The sequence below is a fragment of the Nocardia arthritidis NBRC 100137 genome, assembly GCF_001612765.1.
GTDB lineage: Bacteria > Actinomycetota > Actinomycetes > Mycobacteriales > Mycobacteriaceae > Nocardia > Nocardia arthritidis.
Map to the genome: position 1 here is coordinate 59,566 of NZ_BDBB01000005.1, position 20,829 is coordinate 80,394.

15 protein-coding genes and 1 other RNA gene are annotated in these 20,829 nt (G+C 70.1%); 5 read left to right on the forward strand and 11 right to left on the reverse strand.

Annotated features, from left to right (window positions below; translation table 11 throughout):
• Positions 1 to 7: 7 nt before the first annotated feature.
• Positions 8 to 322 (reverse strand): hypothetical protein, encoded by a 315-nt coding sequence (locus NA8_RS04345; protein ID WP_245663670.1) that lies wholly within the window; start codon positions 320 to 322, stop codon positions 8 to 10.
• A 453-nt stretch (positions 323 to 775) separates the two neighbouring features.
• Here NA8_RS04345 and NA8_RS04350 point away from each other — a divergent pair, with 453 nt between their 5' ends.
• Positions 776 to 1,171 carry a hypothetical protein gene (locus NA8_RS04350; RefSeq protein WP_063049062.1) on the forward strand — a complete coding sequence of 132 codons (396 nt, stop codon included), beginning with the start codon at positions 776 to 778 and terminating at the stop codon, positions 1,169 to 1,171.
• Positions 1,172 to 1,220: 49 nt separating this feature from the next.
• Here the strand turns inward: NA8_RS04350 and rnpB are convergent.
• An RNA gene (rnpB, locus tag NA8_RS04355) (RNase P RNA component class A) lies at positions 1,221 to 1,636 on the reverse strand.
• 36 nt (positions 1,637 to 1,672) lie between these two features.
• Here rnpB and NA8_RS04360 point away from each other — a divergent pair.
• From NA8_RS04360 to NA8_RS04370, 3 genes are all read left to right on the forward strand, one after another.
• Positions 1,673 to 2,560, forward strand: a complete 888-nt coding sequence (locus NA8_RS04360) for an alpha/beta hydrolase (RefSeq protein WP_063049237.1) — start codon at positions 1,673 to 1,675, stop codon at positions 2,558 to 2,560.
• 18 nt (positions 2,561 to 2,578) lie between these two features.
• Positions 2,579 to 3,037 (forward strand): NUDIX hydrolase, encoded by a 459-nt coding sequence (locus NA8_RS04365; protein WP_063049063.1) that lies wholly within the window; start codon positions 2,579 to 2,581, stop codon positions 3,035 to 3,037.
• A 64-nt stretch (positions 3,038 to 3,101) separates the two neighbouring features.
• The gene (locus NA8_RS04370) at positions 3,102 to 3,563 is read left to right on the forward strand and encodes a GNAT family N-acetyltransferase (protein WP_063049064.1); all 462 of its coding nucleotides are present in this window, start codon (positions 3,102 to 3,104) and stop codon (positions 3,561 to 3,563) included.
• A gap of 6 nt (positions 3,564 to 3,569) precedes the next feature.
• Here the strand turns inward: NA8_RS04370 and NA8_RS04375 are convergent, their stop codons facing one another.
• The 3 genes from NA8_RS04375 to NA8_RS04385 all read right to left on the reverse strand — a co-directional run bounded on the left by NA8_RS04375 (position 3,570) and on the right by NA8_RS04385 (position 5,648).
• A complete protein-coding gene (locus tag NA8_RS04375) occupies positions 3,570 to 4,319 on the reverse strand; it encodes a hypothetical protein (protein ID WP_063049065.1) in 750 nt (249 codons plus the stop codon).
• On the reverse strand, positions 4,316 to 4,903 hold the full coding sequence (locus NA8_RS04380) for a GNAT family N-acetyltransferase (RefSeq protein WP_218019401.1): 588 nt from the start codon (positions 4,901 to 4,903) through the stop codon (positions 4,316 to 4,318). The genes NA8_RS04375 and NA8_RS04380 overlap by 4 nt, the downstream gene beginning before the upstream one ends.
• A gap of 337 nt (positions 4,904 to 5,240) precedes the next feature.
• Entirely contained in the window at positions 5,241 to 5,648 is a 408-nt protein-coding gene (locus tag NA8_RS04385) for a hypothetical protein (RefSeq protein WP_063049066.1), read from the reverse strand.
• 127 nt (positions 5,649 to 5,775) lie between these two features.
• On the opposite strand from NA8_RS04385, the gene NA8_RS04390 reads away from it, so the two are divergent.
• Positions 5,776 to 6,591 (forward strand): helix-turn-helix domain-containing protein, encoded by an 816-nt coding sequence (locus NA8_RS04390; RefSeq protein ID WP_063049067.1) that lies wholly within the window; start codon positions 5,776 to 5,778, stop codon positions 6,589 to 6,591.
• A 7-nt stretch (positions 6,592 to 6,598) separates the two neighbouring features.
• Here NA8_RS04390 and NA8_RS04395 read toward each other — a convergent pair whose 3' ends face one another.
• From NA8_RS04395 to NA8_RS04420, 6 genes are all read right to left on the reverse strand, one after another.
• The gene (locus NA8_RS04395; protein WP_084466543.1) at positions 6,599 to 13,699 is read right to left on the reverse strand and encodes a non-ribosomal peptide synthetase; all 7,101 of its coding nucleotides are present in this window, start codon (positions 13,697 to 13,699) and stop codon (positions 6,599 to 6,601) included.
• Between the two features lie 313 nt (positions 13,700 to 14,012).
• Positions 14,013 to 16,484: an FAD-dependent monooxygenase gene (locus NA8_RS32445; protein WP_084466520.1), complete on the reverse strand. Its 2,472-nt coding sequence runs from the start codon at positions 16,482 to 16,484 to the stop codon at positions 14,013 to 14,015.
• A 307-nt stretch (positions 16,485 to 16,791) separates the two neighbouring features.
• On the reverse strand, positions 16,792 to 17,973 hold the full coding sequence (locus NA8_RS04405; protein WP_174550045.1) for a bifunctional RNase H/acid phosphatase: 1,182 nt from the start codon (positions 17,971 to 17,973) through the stop codon (positions 16,792 to 16,794).
• A 37-nt stretch (positions 17,974 to 18,010) separates the two neighbouring features.
• A complete protein-coding gene (locus NA8_RS04410) occupies positions 18,011 to 18,748 on the reverse strand; it encodes a zinc ribbon domain-containing protein (RefSeq protein ID WP_063049238.1) in 738 nt (245 codons plus the stop codon).
• Positions 18,749 to 18,820: 72 nt separating this feature from the next.
• Positions 18,821 to 19,465 (reverse strand): hypothetical protein, encoded by a 645-nt coding sequence (locus tag NA8_RS04415; protein ID WP_063049070.1) that lies wholly within the window; start codon positions 19,463 to 19,465, stop codon positions 18,821 to 18,823.
• 136 nt (positions 19,466 to 19,601) lie between these two features.
• Entirely contained in the window at positions 19,602 to 20,711 is a 1,110-nt protein-coding gene (locus NA8_RS04420) for a Nif3-like dinuclear metal center hexameric protein (RefSeq protein WP_063049071.1), read from the reverse strand.
• Between the last annotated feature and the right edge of the window lie 118 nt (positions 20,712 to 20,829).

The window sequence follows — 20,829 nt, forward strand, 5'->3', positions numbered from 1 at the left end:
GCCGGTCCTACTGCAGCGCCAGCATGGTGCCGTTCAACTGATCGAACGGACCGTAGACGGTGAAGGTGACCCGGCCACCCGGCACCGAGGACGAGACCCCGGCCGCGGCGTCCAGCGCCTCGCCGAAGGAGGCGGCGGACGGATGCGGCAACCCGGCGAGAGCCAGGCCGACGTGGTTCTGGTGCACCCACACCGTGTCGGCGGGACTCAGGTCGACCTGAACCCCACCCTGCAGCGGGGTCACCGCGACGGCGCCTGCGGAACCCGCACCCAGCACCGCGCAAACCGAAGCGGCGCCGGCGACCAATGCGCCGGCGACCATGGAGCGAACTACTCGCATATGTGTTGAGACCTGCTTTCCCGCGATCGAAGTATGAATGGCCCGGCGCTGCCCTGCGCCGGGCCTTGCCAACGGCGACTACTTTATGACGTCGATCACGATCGGGGCCAGTTCCGCACGAATCGGACAGCGGAAATTCTCGCCCCGAGACACGAGCGCGCCCGCGCTGCTAACGTGGCCCGCCGTGACGGGCGTCGGGTTCGCCCGCGCCTTCGAAATGTCCCACACGTCGACAATTTGGGAGCTCCATACCTATGTCATCGATTTTGTTCGACTACCTGTTGCCTCTGCTCGGCCCGGAGCAGGCCGCCTATTGGGCGCAGGTTTTCGTGATCAACCCGATCTGACCGCGCGATTCTTTTCTCCCACTACTCGTCGCCTCCCGTTCACCTGACGGGAGGCGACGGTGGTGACAGGCCGCTAGCATGCCGCTGCGTGACCAGAACTACCGCCGCGTTCGCGGCCAGAACCACGGCCGCGCTCGCGGCAGGCGCCACCCTCTTCGCCCTGCTCCTCACCGGTTGCGGGGACGACAAGACCAGCGATGCCGGCTCGCCCACCGGCACGACCGCGACGCAGGCCGCCGCGCAGGTCGACAGCGTGAAGGCGGGCGCGTTCCTCGTCAGCTTCCGCGGCGCGTTCCCCAAGCTGTCCGAAGGAAAGGACGACGCGAAGATCGCGAGCGTCCTGACCGAGACATGCGGGGACATCAAAGCCGGTAAATCGGAGGCCGACGTCGTCGCGAACATCACCAAGCGCGCGGGCGGCGCCACCCAGCCCAGCTCCGAAGAGGCCAAGGCGATCTATCAAATGGCCAAACTCATGTGCTGACCCTGCTCTGTCCAGGCGGGCTTCGCACTTGCGAAGCACGCCCGGCGGGCGGACGAGTTGGTCTGTAAGCCGGATCCTGTCCCCGGCCCTGGGGCCGGGGGGCGACCATCCATCTGGGCACTCCGTCGCCGGGTGCCTCGAGCGGTCCACCCGCAGGCTCGGGCGAGCAGCCCTCGAGCGCCTGCGCAGCCGCACCGCGAACGGTGCGACCTTCGACCTTGCTCCGGGCGGGGTTTACCCAGCCGCCCCGGTCACCCGGGGCGCTGGTGCGCTCTTACCGCACCGTTTCACCCTCACCGCACGGCCCGGAGGCCGTGGGCGGTCTGTTTTCTGTGGCACTTTCCCGCGGGTCACCCCGGGTTGCCGTTAGCAACCGCCCTGCTCTGTGGAGTCCGGACTTTCCTCGGCGCCGGGCGGCGGCACAACCGTGCCCGTTCCCAGCGCCGCGGCCGCCCGACCAACTCGTCCGCCGTCCCAGGATACTGGGTACGGTTGGTGGCCATGGAACGTGTCGAGGTCGGCTTCCCATCCGGAAGCGAACAGTGCGCGGCGTGGCTATATCGCCCGGACGGCGCACCCAAACCCCGCCCGCTAGTGGTGATGGGACACGGCTTGGGGGCCAATCGGGAAATGGGACTGGATCGGTACGCGCGGCGTTTCGCAGCCGCGGGGATGGCGGTCCTGGTATTCGACTATCGGCATTTCGGCGCCAGTCAGGGCACGCCTCGCCAGTTGCTGAGCATCGCGCGGCAACGCGAAGACTGGCATGCCGCCATCGCGTACGCGCGCACACTGCGCGGCATCGATGCGACCCGGATCGCGCTGTGGGGCACGTCGTTCGGCGGCGGGCACGTGCTCTCGGTCGCGCCGGACGACGCCTACATCGCTGCCGTGGTCGCGCAGGCGCCGTTCACCAGCGGACTGTCCTCGGCGCTGGCGAAGGGGCCGATCAGCCTGATCAAGGTCTCCGCCATCGCGGCCGCCGACCTGCTGCTCGGGCCGATCCGGCGCAAGCCGGTCCGCATCCGGCTCGCCGGGCGCAAGCGGGCCGCGGCGCTGATGAGCGCACCGGACGTGCCGGACGGCTTCCGCAGGCTGACCGACGAGAGCGAGACCTACGAGCCGAAAGTCGCCGCGCGCGTGGCATTCTCCGCCCTGTTCGACGCGCCGGGGCGTCGCGCGAAGGCCCTGAAGATGCCGGTGTTGTACGCACTGTGCGACGACGACTCCGTCGCGCCGGTGAAATCGGCGCTGCGCGCCGCCGAACGCACCAAGCACGCGGTGGTGAAGCGATATCCCGCAGGACATTTCGATATCTATTTCGACGAGGTCTTCGAGAAGACCGTGTACGACCAGACCGAATTCCTGGTGTCGGTACTGCGACCGTGAATTGTCCGCGGCCCGGCCGTGCGCCGGGCCGCACGACAACAGCCGCGCGCCGAACCGGCCACGCCGCCGCGACACCTGGTCGCCTATGCCGTGCTGGTCGATCCGGCGGCGCGGGCGGTGCTGCTCGGCAGGCATCGCCTCGCCGGACTGTGGCTGCCGACCGGAGGACACGTCGATCCCGGCGAGCATCCGCTCGACGCGGCACGGCGGGAAGCGGCCGAGGAGATCGGCGTCGAGGCACGGTTCGACGTCGTCGGGCCCGATCCGCTGTTCCTCACCGTCACCACCACCGTCGGCTCCGACCCGCACGAAGACGTCAGCCTCTGGTACGTGATCCGCGGTGACCGCGCCCGCGGCCACGCCCTCGACCCGCGTGAGTTCGACGGTGAACATTGGTGGGACATAGCCGGGTTCGCCCTGCCCGACACCGATCCCCACTTCGCGCGTTTCCTCGCCAAACTGGACACCGCTCTGTGAGCCACCGCAGTCTGAGGGCCGCTTCGAGTCGACGCGGCCGACCGATGCTGTCACGATGGCGCGGATGATTGTCAGGCTTGCGCGAGAGGACGACCTCGCCGGTTTTCTCGAACTGGCGGGGCAGGTCGAGCACTGGTTCGGGGCGTCCGCCGAGGATGCCGAGTTTCGTGCCGCGGTGCTGCGGCACATCGGGCGCGGGACGGCACTCGTCGCTCGATCCGCGGGGGCGGAGGTGCTCGGCGGCATCCTGTTCGGGTCGAACCCGCCGGTCTACCGGGTGCGCTGGCTGGTCGTCGCGGAACAGGCTCGCGGGCACGGCATCGGCCGGGCGCTCATCGCGGACGCGATTCGCCGGTACGTGCCGAACCCGGGAACGCTGGAAGCGGTCACCTTCGGGCTCGATCACCCCGGCGCGGTCGCGGGCGGCGCGCGCGCGTTCTACGAGAAGTTGGGTTTCCACCCGGCGGAGGAGGCGGCTCCCGGCCCGGAGGGTGGATCCCGGCAGGTCTATCGACGGCGCGTGTGAACTGGGTCAGCGCCGGTGGAACGCGCGCCAGAGGATGAAGGCGAGGGTGGACGCCGGGATCGCGGCGAGGATGGGCTTGTCGCGAAGCATTTCCAGAAGGGTGCGGCCAGGGCCGCCCCCCGGTCCGGGGATTCCCGCGGCGCCGCGTTCGGCGGCGGTGGCGGCGTCCGCCTGTACCTGCTCGGCACGCTCGGCGGCGCGGCGAACCGACTCGTATATCGGTGTTTCCTTCCTGCTGCCCTCCGCGGCCGAATGCCGCACGGATTCCGGATCCGCATTTCCTGTCGCGCCCGCGCCTTCCGGTGCCTGCGCCGAGGCCACCGTCTCCGGTTTCCCCGTAGCGCCGGTAGCGCCGCCCGCTGCCGCGGGCACATCCTGCGAGACCTGAGCCGAACTCACCGACTCTGTCCCTCCTCCCGCACCAGCGCCATCAGCCTCCGCGGACGGGCCCTCCGACAACCGCGAAGTCACCGTCTCCGGCTCCCCCGCCGCGCCTGCGGCGCCGCCCGGCCGCGCAGCGGCATCCTTCGAGATCCGTGCCGAGGCAGCCGGCTCCGACTTCTCCGCCGAACTGCGCGCCTCAGCAGACGCATTCTCCGAAACCTGGGCCGAACTCACCGACTCGGCCTTCCCGCCGGCACCAGCGGCACCGCTCGGCACCGCCGCACCCTTGGACGGCTGCCCGGTTTCGGCCGGCACATCACCGGTGCCCCGCACGTCGTCGGTCCCCTTGTCCGCGGAATTGCGATCGGTCATGGCTGCCTCCTGTGCTCGGCGTCGCGGTACGGGACGGATGTCTCGGATGCCGTCGCGGCCCGGATACCCTGCGGATGGGCGGGCAAACCGGGCGTCGGCGGCCGCCACGCCATCTCGAATTCCACTCGCGGGTCGCCCGGTGCGATCGGCCCGCTGCCCCCGGTCCGCACGAAGCCGTTGCGCAGATACAGCCGCTCGGCGAAGGCATTGTGCTCGGCGAACTCCAAGTGGACCACGTCGTGCCCGCCCTCGACCGCCCAGTCGAGCACCGCGCGCACCAGCCGGTCGGACACCCCGGTCCCCCGCGCCGACGGGGCCACCCACATCGAGATCAGGTGCACCCCGCCGCGTTCCGGGTCGGGCATGCCCGCGACGGTCCCCACTTCTGCGCCGTCCGACCGGGCCACGAACTGCGCCCGATCCGACAGCGCGCGCCGCCAATCGCTCTCGGTCCGGGCCTGGGCCTCGGCGAGGGTGCTACCGAAGAACTGCGGCGCGTCGGTCAGCGCCGCGAGCCTGATACGCCGGAATACCGCCCAGTCATCGGGCACGAGCAATCCGATCTCCGGCATAGAGACATCCATCCGCATGTCTCTACCCGGTCGGCGGAGTCAGGCACAACGGAATTCCGATGAGCCGTCGAGGACGCAGAGTGCCCCCTCACCCGTGACCGGCACGATCTGTGTTCTGGGACGGTGTGAACAGCCACCGTCGGGCCTGCCGTACGGCCATCCTGATCCGGACGGCGCTCGTCGCTGTCCCTGCCCAGCCCGCAGCCGCTGCTGGTCACCAGTTCCGCGAAATCCGGGGGGGACCGAATGCCGTGACCGCATCACCGGCCCGCCCACGGTGATCCGCGCGTCGAGCAAGCGGCCGAGGCCGGACTCGTCGGCGAGGCGAGATCGGTCGGTACATGGGTGCTCACCCGAGCCTGCGGAGCCCGGCCGATTCCAGTCCGGCGAAGATCGCGACCACTGCCGCGCCGACGAGCAGGAAAGCCACGCCCGGACCGGTCAACGCCAGGACGTTCGTACCGGCCAGTCCGATCATCCCCACTGCCGACAGCGCGTTGACCGCGACGACCGCCTGCGCGTGGCGCGCGGACACCACGGGGCGTCGTGCGAGCGTCAGCAGTGCGAGCGCGCCACCGACCATGGCCACTCCGAACGCGATACTCCAGCCGACCGGCAGCCCGAGCGGGTCGCGCAGCACTCCTGCTCCGGCCAGCAGCACCCCGCCGAAGATCCCGGTGCTCCAGCCGTCCACGCGCAGCGCGGTTCGCAGGAACGCGGCGCTCCCCTCGCGGCGAGCCAGGGTGGCTGGTCTCATAGCACTCCGTTCATCGATCCGGCGGGGCCTATCGGCTCCCGCCGCCAACCCTGCTGGCCGCAGGTCGGCGTCGCAATGACCTCGGAGGTCATGGCCGCACCGCACGACCGAGTGCTTAGCTGGTCGAATGACAGCGGTGCGGACACCATCGAGAGCGGGCATCCTGCTGCGTGAATGGCGGCAACGGCGCAGGCTGAGCCAGCTCGATCTGGCGCTGGCCGCGGACAGCTCGGCGCGTCACCTGTCGTACCTGGAGACCGGCCGCGCCGCGCCCAGCCGGGCGATGGTGCTGCGGCTGTGCGACGCGCTGGAGGTGCCGCTGCGCGAACGCAACACCCTGCTGGTGGCAGCCGGTTTCGCCCCCGCCTACCTGGAGAGCGGTTTCGACGACGCCCATCTCGCGGCGGTCCGCACCGCCCTGAACACCATGCTGACGGCGCACGAACCGTACCCGGCGGTGGTCATCGATCGGCTGTGGAATGTGGTGACGGGCAACGCGGCGATGAGCGTGCTGATGGACGGCGTTCCCGAACACGTGCGGGCGCCGCGGCTCAACGTCTACCGGCTGGTGCTGCACCCCGACGGGCTCGCGGGCCGGTTGGCCAACCTCGCCCAGGTCCGTGCCCTGTTCCTGGAGCGGCTCGGCAGGCAGGTCAGCGCGAGCGGCGACGCGGAACTGGCCGCGCTTCACGACGAGGTGGCGGCCTATCCCGAGCCGGCCGGAATCGACGGCTCGGAAGCGGGGGCAGGCGCACCACCCGGCCCCTTCGAGGTGCCGATCCGGATCCGCACTCCGGCCGGCGAGCTGTCGATGTTCAGCACGATGGCCACCTTCGGCGCACCCGCCGACGTGACGCTGTCGGAGCTGGCCATCGAATTGTTCTATCCCTTGGATGATTTCACCGCGGCCGTACTGCGCGGGTCGGCCGCGGCGAAGGCGTGAGCGGACCTCAGGCGTCCAGCATGGATTCGTCCCACTCACGGTCCAGATCGGGGTCGGCGGCCGACAGCACCTCGTCCAGCCGCAGACCCAGCTCGCCGATGTTCGGCTCGGACATCATGTTCAGGTGATCGCCCGGCACGTCGATCACCGTGAACCGGCGCGCCGCGTACTGTTTCCACCCGTTGTCGGCGCTGTCGAACATGCTGCCGACGGTCTTGTGCGCCAGGTCGACGCCCGGCGGCAGCCCCTCGGTCGCGCGCAGCAGCGTGATGTCGCGGTCGTAGGGCTCGAGTTTGTAGTCCAGCATCGATGAGTAGTTGGCGAAGAACACCTCGTAGAGCCGCCGGATCGCCTGCGGGGAGCTGTCGGCGGGCAGGATGCCCGAGCGCACCGATTCCGCCAGCATCGCCGCGAACAAATCCTCGGAATTGTGCACGTCGGGCTCGAAATCGACCAGCGCCGACTGGCTTCCGCGCGCGTACCACAGCAGTTCCAGGAAGAACCACCGGATGAGTTTCTCCTCCGGGATCGGTGTTCGCGTACGCTCGCGCAGCGCCATCGTGTCCAGCAGCGTCACACTGGACACCTCGTGCTCGGGGAGCCTGCGGGCCATCTCCAGGGCGACATAGCCGCCGAACGACCAGCCCGCCAGGTGATACGTGCCGGTCGGATGCACTCGCCGCACCGCCTCCAGGTACGACTCCGCCATCGCGGGAATGGACTTCTCCGGCGCGCTGCCGGAATCCGCGCCCGCCGCCTGCAGCCCGTACACCGGGCGGTCCGGATCCAGGTGACGCGCGAGAGCCAGGTAGCACAGCACGTTTCCGCCGATGGGGTGCACCAGGAACAGCGGCGGCTTGACCCCGTCCACGCTGATCGGCACCAGCGGGTCGAACGTGCGCTGCACGTCACCCGCGCGCACCAGCGTGGCGAGCCCGGCGGCGGTGGGCGCGCCGATGAACGCGTCCAGCGGCACCTCGACACCCCATCGGCGCGACAGCGCCATCACCACGCGCATCGCCCCGATCGAGGTGCCACCCGCCGCGAAGAAGTCGTCGTCCACGCCGATCGAGCGCAGGCCCGCGTACTCGGCCAGTAGTTCGACCGCCGACCGCTCGTATTCGTCGGCGGGCTCTCGCCGCGCCGCCACCGACTCCGCGGCGTCCGCACCGTAGGCGCGCAGCGTCGCGTCGTCGCGCTTACCGCTGGGCGTGCGAGGCAGTTCGTCGAGCCAGGCGAACCGTGAGGGCACCATGTGCGCGGGCAACATCGAGCGCAGGTCGTGCCGCAGTGCGGCGAGGTCGGTCTGCTCGGCCGCGCCGACCAGGAACGCGATCAGCGACCCGTCGATACCGCCGAAACCGCGGGCCACCACGGCGGCCTCGGTGATGCCGGGGAACTTCTCCACCAGGCTCAGGATGCACAGTTCGACTTCGGCAGGCTCCACCCGGAACCCGCGGATCTTGACCTGGCTGTCGCTGCGGCCCAGGCAGACGATGTCACCGGAGAACAGCCGGACACCCAGGTCACCGGTGCGGTACCGGACTCCGCCCGCGTGCGTGGCGACGAACCGCTGTGCGGTGAGCGCGGGCCTGCCCTCGTAGCCGCGGGCGATGCTGCGGCCGCCGAGATAGATCTCGCCGATCACGCCGTCCGGCACCGGCCGCAGCGCGCTGTCGAGCAGTTCCACGGTGTCACCGTCGACGGCGCGGCCGATGGGCGGCAGCGCGGGGAACTCGTCGGCCGGACCGGTGAGCGTGAACTTGGTCGCGACGTGGGATTCGGTGGGACCGTATTGGTTCTCCAGCACCAAGCCCGGAACCACTTTGCACAGCGCGCGGATCTCGTCGGTGATGCGCAGCTGTTCGCCGGAGGAGATCAGCACCTTCAGTTCGGTCGGGAACATCCGGTGCCCCACGGCGGCCTCGGCGAACGCCTGCAAGGCCACGTACGGCAGGAACAGCCGTTCGATGCCCTCCTCCACCACGGTGTTCAGCAATTGCTCGACGTTCGAGCGCAGATCTGCCGAACTCACCCGCAAGGTGGACCCGGCCGCGAGGGTGGTGAAGATCTCCTGGAACGACACGTCGAAACTCAACGGCGCCAACTGCAGTGTGCTCAGCAGACCGGTGCCGGTGGCCGCGCGATTCTGCCAATCCACCAGGGAGGCCAGGCCGCGATGCGGCATCGCGACGCCCTTGGGCTCACCGGTCGACCCGGAGGTGAACAGCACGTAGGCCACCGCGTCGGGCGAAACGTGGTCGGGCAGCGCCACCTCCGGCTCCGGCGCGGAGTCGTCGAAGAGCGCGGCGCTGTCCAGGACCAAGGCGGCATCGTCGACGATGTCGCGATAGGGGCCGTCGACGATCACCCGGTGCGGGCGGGCGCGGTCGATCATCAGGTTCAGCCTGGCCCGCGGGTAACTGACATCCAGTGGAACGCACGCGGCCCCGAGCCTGGTCAGGGCGAGCACGAGCAACACCAGTTGCGGACGACGCCCCATCAGGATGCCGACCCGGTCGCCCGGTGACACGCCGAGCGCGGCCAGACGCCGGGCCAGCCGATCGGAGCTTTCGATCATCTCGTCATAGGTGACCGTTTCGTCGTCGCCGGCCAGGGCGACGCGGGCGGGATGCAGCGCCGCAGCCTCGGCCACCAGCGTGCCCACGTCGCGGGCGGTCGCGGGGCCCGCGCCACGGTCGATCACCGCGTCGGGGTCGGCGACGATGCCTGCCAGCATGCGCAGTTGGGTCAGCGCCACGGTTTCGCACTGTTCGGCGGTCAGCGTGTGATCACCGTCGACCCGCAACCACATCCGCCCGTCGCGCGGGTCGGTCGCCGCGGTCACCAGCAGCTGGAAGTTGGTCTCCTCGCGGGCGTCGAAGTCCAGCAGGCGCACGCCGTCGAGCACGAGCATGGGCTGGAAGACGTGATAGTTGACGAAGTTGAACGCCGTCTCGAAGACCGGCCCGCCGTCGGCGAGGATCGACCGCAGCGGGTAGCGACGGAACGGATATGCCTCACGTTCGCGGCGCGCGAGCTGCTCCACCGCGGCGCGCCACGTGGTCGCGGTGCTGTCCAGCCGGATCGGCAGCGTGTTGAGGAACAGCCCCGCCACGCGTTCGGCGCCCGCGCGATCCGGGCGACCGTGGCTCACGACGCCGGTGGTGACGTCCGTGCGGCCGGTGAGCGCCCGCAGCGCCAGGCAGTGCGCGGCCAGATAGACCGCCTTCTCCGGCACCTGGTGGCGCGCGGCGAACGCGCAGACCCGTTCGGCCAGCCTGCGCGGCACCAGCGCCCGTGCTTGCGGCACGCCCGCGACCACGGGCTGGTGCACCCCGAGCGCGGTGAGCGCGGTGGGTTCGGCCCCGGCCAGGGCGCTCGACCAGTACTCGCGGGCCGCGGCGTCGTGCGCCGCGCCCTGCTCGGCCTGCGCGTACTCGGCGAGCACGGTGGCCGGATGGGCAGTGGCCTCCACCTGTGTCCGGGTCATGCCGATGTGGTTGAGGTAGTCCAGCAGCAGTTCCAGCACCGACGTGGCCACACTCCAGCCGTCCAGGATGGCGTGGTGGAAGCTCAGTACCAGGTCCACCGTGCCGACCGGCTCCTGCGGGCCGGGGCGGACGAAGACCCGGATGGCGAACAGCGGAGCGAGCGCGATGTCGTACTGCGCGTGGGCGCGCTCCTGGAGATAGATCTCGATCAGGTCTTCGCCGTCCGCCTCGCCCATGTCGCCGAGGTCGACGATTTCCAGCTCGTAGGGTGGCGCGACGTGCACGATCTGCAGCGGGACCGAGTACCTGCTCAGCTCGAACGACGAGCGCAGCGCGGGTTGCCGCCGCACCAGCCGGTCCACGGCGCTCCGAAATTGTGTGATGTCCCAGGGGATTTCGAGCCGATAGCGGAACACGTCCTTATAGGTGACCGAGTCGGCGCGCTCGATGCTGTGATACAGCATGCCCAGTTGCAGGGCCGTTGCCGGGAACGCGTCCTCGGCCTGGTGCAGCGCGGCGCGGTCGATCAGCGGCACCGTTTGCAAGGGGGCCACGATGCGCCCGCGCTCATCGTGGCGGTCGTCGCGCACGACCCTGGCCAGCTCGGCGATGGTCGGCGCCTGGTAGAAGGCGTCCACGTCGAAGTACAGCCCGGCGCGTTCGGCCGCGGTGCGCACGGCCAGCGCGAGGATGGAATCGCCGCCGTGGGTGAAGAAGTTGTCGTGCACGCCGATCGACTCGACGCCCAGCACGGTGCGCCACACCTGCGCGAGCCCGGTCTCCACAGCGGTGCGCGGCGCGCCGCCCGCCGCCGGCTCGGCGCCGTGGCCGAGGACGAGTTGTTCGGCGAGTGCGCGCCGGTCCAGTTTTCCGTTGCGGGTCAACGGTATCCGCTCCACCCGGATCAACCGGGACGGCACCATGTAGCGGGGCAGCCGGGCCGCGAGTTGGTCGGCGATCTGCTCGCCGGAGACGTCGGCGCCGACGAAATAGCCGACCAGTTGCACGCCGTGCGCCTCTGAGACCTCGTCCACCACGGCCGCCGCACGCACCCCGGCACAGCCGAGCATGGCGTTCTGCACCTCGCCGAGCGTGATCCGGTTGCCGCGGATCTTCACCTGGTCGTCGAAGCGGCCCAGGTACTCGAGGTTGCCGTCGGGCAGCCATCGCGCCAGGTCACCGGTGCGATAGCGGCGGCGGCCCGGCACCCCGCGGTCGTCGACGAACGCCGCCGCGGTCAGCTCGGGCCTGCCGCGATAACCGCGGGCCACGCCCACACCGGCGATATTGAGCTCCCCCGGCACCCCGACCGGCACCCGGCGGCCGATGTGGTCGAGCACGAGCAGGTCGATGTTGGCGATGGGACGGCCGATCGGCACCACGTCCAGCGACTCGTCGGCCGGACAGTCGAAATAGGAGACGTCGACGGTGGCCTCGGTCGGGCCGTAGAGATTCACCAGCTGCGGCGCTGTGTCCCCGGCCGCGGCGAAGACGGCGTGGAACCGGCGCACCAGCGCGGGCGGTAACGCCTCGCCGCTGCAGAACACCCGTCGCACGCTGCCGATCCGCGCGACCGTCGCCGGGTCGGCGGCCAGCTCGTCGACGAACGCGGCCAGCATGGAGGGCACGAAATGCAGCACCGTCACGCCGTGCGCGGCGATCGCGTCGGCGATGCGGCGCGGATCGCGCTCCCCGCCGGGCTCCAGCAAGGCCACCCGCGCGCCGGTGATCGCCCACCAGAACAGTTCCCACACCGACACGTCGAAGGTGACCGGCGTCTTCTGCAAGATCACGTCCGCGGCGTGCAGGGGGTAACGCCGCTGCATCCAGGTCAGGCGGTTGACCACCGACCGGTGCTCGATCATCACGCCCTTGGGCACGCCCGTGGAGCCCGAGGTGTAGATGAGGTACCCGAGATCGGCCGGATGCGAGACGCTTTCGACGCCGCGCGCCGGGACGGTGTCGGCCACCGCGATGCTGGTGACGCCCAGCTCGTCGAAGACCGCTCGATGCCGCGGCCCCGCCACGACGAAGCGCGCCCCGCAGTCGGCGAGCACGGTTCCGATGCGGGCGGACGGGAACTCCGGGTCGAGCGGCACGTACGCGCAACCGGCCCGCAACACGCCGAAGATAGCGACGAGCATCTCGGTCGAGCGCGACAGCACGACGGCGACGCACTCGTTGCCGGTCGCGCCCAGCGCGTGCAGTCGGGCGGCGAATCCATCGGCGAGCGCGGCCAATTCGGCGTAGCGCAGCGGCTGTTCGCCCGAGCCCGCTACCGGTTCGATCGCGATCCGCTCGGGGTGCCTGGCGGCCACGTCGGCGACCAGCCGGTCGACGGTGGTGTACGGGAACTCCTCGCGCGGACCCGCTTCGAACGTGGCGATGGCGGCCTGCTCCCGCGCGGGCATCAGCGGCAAGGCCGAGATCGGCACCCCGGGCCGGTCGAGCGCCGCCACCAGCAGCGCGCCGATGCCGCGCACGACCGACTCGAACGGGAAGTTCTCGTCGAAGACATCCTTGTCGTAGTAGAGCTGGAGGTTCAGCGAGCCGTCGCGGGCGTGCTCGACGCCGAGGATGTTCAGCGCCTCGAGCACCGTGCCGGGATTGACGATGTCGAGGGTGCCGAGGATCTTGTCCAGGTGATCCGACGGCGGCATCTTGATGTAGGAGTACGCCACGTCGAACAGTGGCGGCGCCGTCGGGTCGCTGCTGAGCGCGCGCGCCAGGTCACCGTATGGAAAACGCTCGTAGCGCTTGAGTTCCCGGATCTGCGCGGCCACCTCGGTGGCGACCGCCGACAGCGGCTGGTCCGGGTCGACCCGGATGCGCAGGGGCACCACGTTCGTCCGGTGCCCGGCGGTGCGGAAGGTCTCGGCGCTGTGCCGGTTGAGCATCGGGACGCCGATCACCACCTCCTCGGAGCGGTGGATGGTGGTCAAGTAGGCGGCCAGCGCCGAAACGGTGAACGCGAAGACGGAGAAGCCGGTTGCCCGGATACGGTCGAGGAACGCGGGTTCCACCACTACGCGCCGGCGTCCCCGGTTGACGTCGGGGGTGCTCGCGCGGCCGGAGAAGAGCGCGGGGACCACGCCCTCGAAGCGGCGCACCAGCGCGTCCCGATCCGCCACCCACTGCGCCGAGGACAGATACTCCTCGTGCTCGGCGGCGATCTTGCGATAGGTCGCCGCGCTGCGATCGGTCTGCTCGGTGACCGAATCCGGCTCGGCGAGCTGTTCGAGCGACAGGTCTTTGCGGCTGTAGTTGTCCACCAGGGCGCTCCACAGCGCGTTCACACCCCAGCCGTCGATCATCGCGTGGTGCATCGCCACGTAGAGATGGAAATGGTCGGGCCCGTCGACCAGCGCGGCGATCCGGAACGGCTGGCGCGGCGGGGAGGGCGTCACGTTCGCCCGGTTCACCCAGTCGCGCCGCGCCGCGGCGGGATCCGACGCCCAGCTGAGATCGACCAGCTCGACCTCGGGTAGCTCGTCGCAGACCCACTGCCAGAAGCGGCCTTCGGAGAACTCGAACCTCAGGCGCAGCGCGGCGTCACCGAGCAGCGCCCTGCGAACCACCGCGCGCAACCGGGCCATATCGAAAGGCTCGTCCATGAACGCACAGTAGGCGTTTCGGGTGACCGGCGCCGGGGAATATCGGTAGGAGACCGACAACACATCGCGCTGATACGCGCTGACCGGCCAGGCTTCGGGGGGTCTTTCGGAAGTAGCACTCGGTTCGAATGGCACAGTCACTCCTATCGCGACAGTCGCGGCACCGGCCGTGCGCAGATCTACCCAAGCCCACCCTGATCACTGTCACGCAAAGCTGCTACCACACTTATCAAGTTATCGATATCGCGAATCACGACATCGGCTCTGCCGATGCCGCGACTCTGCTGTTGTTATCGCGGTGTATGCGCGCCGGTCAGCAGGCCGACAGCAGCGCGCGCACGCTTTCGTCGGCGAGACGGTCGGCCCGGTCGCGCGATACGGCGGGCTCGACGTAGCCGATATTGAGGGACAGTTCGTTGTGCGTCGCGTTGGCGGTGGCCATGATGAAACCGCTGACGGACATGCCGGAGACGAACTGCGCGCCCTCCAGCTGCCAGGAGCCGATCTTGTCCGGGAAGGGGTAGTCGCCCAGGTAGGTCATACAGAGATGACCCGGGCCGCGGGTGTCCATGAGTTTCACCGTGGACGCACTGGCCGACACCGACTTCGGCGCGGCCACCTTCAGCAGGTTCAACGCGGACAGATGGTCGCGCCGATCCATCCGCGCACCGTACTCCCGCTCGATCTCGGCGGCGACCTCCCACAGCGACGCCCACGGCGCGTACTTCGCCGGGGTGGCGATCATGCCCTGATAGGTGCCGACCTCCGTGTCTCCCGCGGCGCCGTCGAGATGGTCGCGGAAGTTGACCGAGCTGCCGACGGTGTACCAGGTGGCCTTCTCGGTACCCGCCTCCCTGGCCGCCGCGATCAGCAGCGCGGCGGAGAGGGCGGCCTGCAGGCCGACGCCGTGGCGATCACAGCCAACGGTGAGCGCGTCGAGCCGGTCGGCGTCGAGGCTGCGGTGCACCACCCGGCTGCGCCGCTGCGCGGGCGGCGCCAGCGTGGTGGGCTCCAGCCTGCGCGGCTTGCGCAGCTGCGACTTCTGGTCGCGCAGGAACGAACCCGCGGTGCGCAGCGCACCGCCCGCGCCCTGGAAGCGCGGCGGGAACAGTTCCTCCGGGCCCGGCCGCACCGGCGCGGGCGAGAAATCGGCCGCTTCCCCGGCGGCCACCTGAAGCACCTGCTTCGCCACCGACAGAGCGCTCTCGCCGTCGGCGATGGCGTAGTGCAGCGTGACGATCAGCTCGTTGGTGCCATCGGTCTCCTTGATCAGCACCGCCCTGACCAGCGGGCCGGCGCGCCAGTCGAACGGCTCGCGCAGTTCCACCTCGTCGGCCTCGGCCAGCCAGTTCGTGCTGTCCTCGGATTCGATCACGCGCAGTGGAATCGGCGCCTGCACCGGTACGAAACGCGGTGCGGTGCCGTCGGGTTCGGCGGCGACGGCGACCCGCAGGAGCGGATGTCGGCGCTGCACCTCGTCCAGGCCCGCGCGGATCCGCTCGACCTCGACGTGCCCCCGGATCCGCACGCGCGACAGGATGTGCAGCGGCGCCAGCTGATCGGCGATCCAGTGCCAGCGCTCGACCGGCGAGAGCGGACGCGGCAGCCGCGCCGTCGGTCCGTCCAGCGCCGGGAAGGACATCGGCTTGCCGAGCTCGCGCAGGAAGAATTCGGTGGGCGCGTGCCGGAAGTAGGTGTCGCGCACCCGCACCAGGCGCGGGTCGGTGGTCTGCTCGATCTTGGCCAGCGAAGCCGAGCCGTTGACGAACATGGCGGTGCGGTCGGCGCGCAGCTTCTCGTAACGACGCAGTCCCGCGACCGGATCCAAGGAGTTGCGCAGCACATCGGCCAGCACCACCGCGTCCTCGATGGCGGCGTTGGCGCCCTGGCCGAGGCTGGGCAGCATCGGGTGCGCCGCGTCGCCGAGCAGCGTCACCCGGCCGCGGCCCCACTGTGCCAGCGGCGGACGGTCCTGCGCGGGCACGGCCAGGATCGCCGCCTCGTCGGTCTGCTCGATGCAGGCGCGCACCTCCGGCGCCCAATCGGCGTACAGGCGCAGCAGCTCTTCCTTACCGCCCTGCCAGTTCGCGGCCTCGTCGGCGGGCAACGTCTTGGTGCCCCACCAGTACACCCGGCCGTGGCCGATGTCGTGGATGCCGAAACGCATTCCGGTGCCCCAGAAATGCGCCGAAAGGCCGCGGGCGACGTTGGGATGCTCGAACGGGATGCAGGCCAGCCAGCACACGAAATTGCCGGGGCGCGGCTCGGCGCGGCCGTGCAATTGGGCGCGCACCACCGAGCGGATACCGTCGGCGCCGATGAGCAGATCACCCTCGGCGACCCGGCCGTCGGCGAACTCGACGCGCACGTGCTCGCCGTCGTCGACGAAGCGGGTGGCTTGCGCCCCCACGAACGTCGGTGTGTCACCGATCTCGCGCAGCAGCACATCGTGCAGATCGGTACGGTGCAGCGCGACGGCGGGAGCGCCCAGTTGGGCGTCGAGCCGGTGCACCGGAAGCACCCGGATCGGGCTGCCGTCGGGGTTGCAGAAGCGGAAGGTCTCTACCCGGCCGCCGCGTTCGAGCAGTTGCTCGTCGAGCCCGAGACCGAGAGTGCGCAATGCGTTGATCCCGTTGGCCTGCACGGAAAGTCCGAAGCCCTGAGCCCGCAGCTCGGGACCCGCTTCATATAGTTCGACGCCGAAACCCGCCTGCCGCAGAGCAGCCGCGGTGGTGAGTCCTCCGATCCCTGCCCCGAGAACGACAACCTTGATCGGACTGCTCATCGAACCTGCACTCTCATCGAACCACTCGACGGCACAGGGGCTTCCTACCGCGACGCGGCGCGAGCGACACTGCCCGCGCGAAACCGTCCCACCGAGCAGCACTGATCGAGGCCACTGCGGCGACCCCGACCAGGCAGCTGGACGCCTGTGCCTGACCGACCGGAAGCCTACCGCTACTCGCCGCGCAAGGCAGAGTTGAAGTGAGATTCACCGCATCGCGCGATTGTGAAACGCAAATGTGTTGCAATGGGGCATAATTCGCCCTCCGCGCATCACATTCGCCCTCGATTCGGGCACGGCGGCGGCCTCAGAGGTAGGACGTATCGTTCACCAGACGCACCGAAGACCCGCCGTCGGGATAGAACTCCGCTATCGATAGCGACGCCAGATCCAGATGCAACCGGTACAGCAACGCGGGGCCGACATCGAGGGCCAGCCGAAGCAATGTCTTGATCGGGGTCACGTGGCTGACCACAACCACATTGGCGCCGCGATAGCGCCCGAGCAGATCGCGCAGCACCGCCTCCACCCGCTGCAAGACCTCCTCGAAGCTCTCCCCGCCGGGCGCTGCGACGGTGGGATCGCCGATCCAGCGGGCGTGCAGGCCGGGGTCGCGCTGCGCGGCCTCCGCGAAGGTCAGCCCCTCCCACGCGCCGAAGTCGGTCTCGATCAACCCGTCGTGGACCTCCACGGGCACCCCGAGTGCGGCGGCAGCCGCCTCCGCGGTCTCCCTGGCCCGGCCGAGCGGAGAACTGATCACCGCGGCGATACCGCCTTTGGCGGCGAGCATTTTCGCGGCCCGCGCGGCCTGCTCCCGGCCCAAGGCGGTAAGCGGCGGATTGCCGCGCCCGGAATACCGGCGCTGCAGCGACAACTCGGTTTGACCATGGCGAAGCAGCAGCAACCGGGTGGGACGACCGGTGGCACCAGTCCACCCCGGGCCGTGCTGCGCGGACTCGGACTGCTCGGCGTTCGCGTCCCTGACCTCATCGATCCAGCTCGGCAGATCGCGCTCGGTGACCGCGAGGGCGGGGTCCGCGGCCTCCCGCGCGTCCGCGGCCTGCGCAGGGCTCGTCGCGACGCCGGCGCCCTCGTCCATGGCCTCGTTCGCCAGCCGGTCGGCGTGCGAGTTCTGCGCGCGCGGAATCCAGCTGTAGGTCACCCGGCCGAATCCGGCGGCGATCCTGCGGGCTCGATCGGCGAGCGGGATCAAGGTCGCGTGCTTGATCTTCCAGCGACCGGACATCTGCTCGACGACCAGTTTGGAATCCATGCGCACCACCACCGACTCGGCGCCCAATTCCGCCGCCGCCTCCAATCCGGCGATCAGTCCGCGATATTCGGCGACGTTGTTGGTGGCGATGCCGAGGAACTCCTGGCGCTCGGCGAGCACCCGGACGCGGCCTGCGTCGTAGACCACCGCACCGTATCCGGCCGGACCGGGATTGCCCCGCGATCCGCCGTCGGCTTCGACGATCACCTCGGGCAAGCTCACCGCGGTGCCCGGGCAATCGGTCGCGGTGAACTCACAGCCCCGATTCCTTGGTCCGGACCAGGATCGCACCGCACTCCGGGCAGCGCACGACCACGTCGGGTGCGGTCTTGGCGATGCGCGCGATCTCGCCGCGATCGAGTTCGATGCGGCACGCGCCGCAGCGGCGAGCCTGTAGCAGCGCGGCGCCCGCGCCGTGCTGTTCGCGCTGCCGGTCGTAGATAGCGAGGAGTTCGCCGGGAAGCTTCGCCACCGAACCCGCGCGATCGGTCGCGCAGCGTGTCTGGGCCACGTCCAGATCCGCGAGCGCCTCGTCACGCTGACGCAGGGCGACGGCGAGTTCCTCCTCGGTCTTGCTCAACCGCGCGCCCGCGTGCTCGTAGTCGGCGGCGGAGGCTTCGCGCCGCTCCATCACCTCGAGCAGTTCGTCCTCCAGCACCGAGCGACGGCGCTCCAGGCTGCCCAGCTCGTGCTGGATCTCCGAAAGCTGTTTGGCGTTCACCGTTCCCGCGGCGAGCATGGCCTTGTCGCGCTCCTCGCGCTTGCGCACCGCCTCGACCTCGCCCTCCAGCTTGCGGATGTCGCGGTCGAGATCGTCCAGCGCGATCTGCACGGCCACCGCGGCGTCGGAGTGGGCGTTGCGCTCGGCCTCCAGTCGCGCCACCTCCTGCTGCTCGGGCAGCACGGTGCGGCGGTGCGCGATCCGGGTCAGCTCGGCGTCGACGGCGGCGAGCCGCAGCAACTCGGCCTGGAGCGGGGGTTCGACATTCAACGCGGGCAAACTCCTGGACGGTGTGGACGGGACTGGTGTTCAACCGTACCCCGCCGGACCGGCGGACCCGCGTCAGCCGCCGACGGTGCGGGTTTTGATGGCGTCGCGGGAGATGTACACGTCGTACTCGCCGGGCACCGCGATCACCGCGTTGCCGTAGGCCGAGCGCACGAACGGCTGAGTCCACCAGCGGCCCTCGCGCATGTCGGCGAAGAAGTCCTGGTCGCCGTCGTTGAGGAAGATCTGGTTCTGCTGGGTCGCGACGCCGTCGAGGCGCTGTCCGTACAGGCGGCTTATCCGGTAGCCGGAGTGGAAGCCCAGGGCGTTGACCCACGGCTCCAGCTCGACGATGCCCGCTTGCAGCACCCACATGTCGCCCTCGACGCGGTAGGTCTCCCGCTGTTCGGGATGGTCGTCGTCGCCGTACAGGATGAGATCGATGTCGAGCTGGTGTTCCTGCCCCGCCACCGGCTCGGCCACCACGTGGGCCGCCTTGATCTCCCCGGTCAGGCCGAGGTACGTCTGCAGCAGGGTCGCGACCCACAGCAGCACCGCCGCGACCAGCAGCAGCGCGAGCCCGCCGGTCCCGCGCGCGAGCAGCGGCCGCATCCCGACCCGGCGCGCGGCGATCAGGCCGGAGACGATCAGCGCCACACCGGCGACCAGCAGCAGGATCAGCCCGATCTGCACGAGCCCGAAATCAACCGGGAAGTTCATGCGGTAGTTGTACCCCGCACGAACTACTCGATTCACCCAAACCGCCCAACCTTTTCCGGCGCGGCGCGGATACGCCCCGACACGCCGTTGCCGGTTCGTCGCCGCGACAACGGCTTCGGACGCGGACGTGCGGCGCTCAGCCCGGCGCGCGCACCGTCCACGGGTCGGTGCGCAGCGTGGACACCCTGGTCTCCAGGCCGGGCAGGGCGGTTCGCACCACCGTCTCGGCCTGCGCGCACCAAGGGAATTCAGTCGCCCAGTGCGCGGCGTCGACCACGGCGGGACCGCCCTTGCGCAGGTGCTCGTCGACCGGATGGTGGCGCAGGTCGGAGGTGAGGTAGACGTCGACGCCGAGCCCCGCGACCCTGCCCAGGTAGGAGTCACCCGCTCCCCCGCACACCGCCACGGTGTAGACGGTGCGGTCAGGATCCCCCGCGGCGCGAACACCCCACGCGGTGGGCGGGAGGGCGCGGCCTACGCGTTCGGTGAAGGCGCGCAACGATTCCGGTTCCGGCAGGGTGCCGACGCGGCCGATGCCGAGCGACGACGGCAGTTGGGCGCGTTCACTGATGTGATAGATAGGGTCCGCGCTGGGATGGGCGGCGCGCAGCGCGGCGAGCACGGCCGAACGCGCCGCGGGCGGTGCTGTCACCTCCACCCGGTCCTCCTCGACGTGCTGGAGTTCGGTCAGGGTGCCTTGCTCCGGAGTCGGCCGGAACTGCCCTGTCGCGGGCACCCGCAGCGCACAGTCGCAAGCGTGTTCCCGCCCGCCCGCTCCGGCGGCGAAGAGCGCGGCGAGCACCGCGTCGGTGTGCGGGCGTGGCACCTGGATCACCCAGTGGTCCACGGCGGATTCGGGTTTCGCGTCCAGCGGGCCGGTCACCGTGAGACCGAGCGCCGCGGCGAGCGCGTCGGACACGCCGGGGTCGGCGGAGTCGGCGTTGGTGTGCGCGGTGAACAGCGCGCATCCGGAGCGGATCAGCCGGTGCAGCAGCGCGCCTTTCGGCGTGCTCGCCGCGACGGTGTCGACACCGCGCAGCAGCAGCGGATGGTGCACCACCAGGGCCTGTGCGCGCCAGTCGATCGCCTCGTCGACGACCGCCGCGGTGGCGTCGACCGCGAACAGCACGCGGGTCAGTTCCTCGGCCGGATCACCGCAGACCAGGCCGACCGAGTCCCACGGCTCGGCCAGCGCGGGCGGGTACGCCGCGTCGAGCACCCCGATGAGATCCGCGAGCGTGGTCATCGTCCACCTTCCTTCGCTTCCGTCCTGCACTGCTGCACTGGTTCTTGTCCGGATCGGCTTCGATTCCGGGCACTCGCCCGTGTCCCGAGCGCGCGATCGCCGTATGGCTGACGCAAGT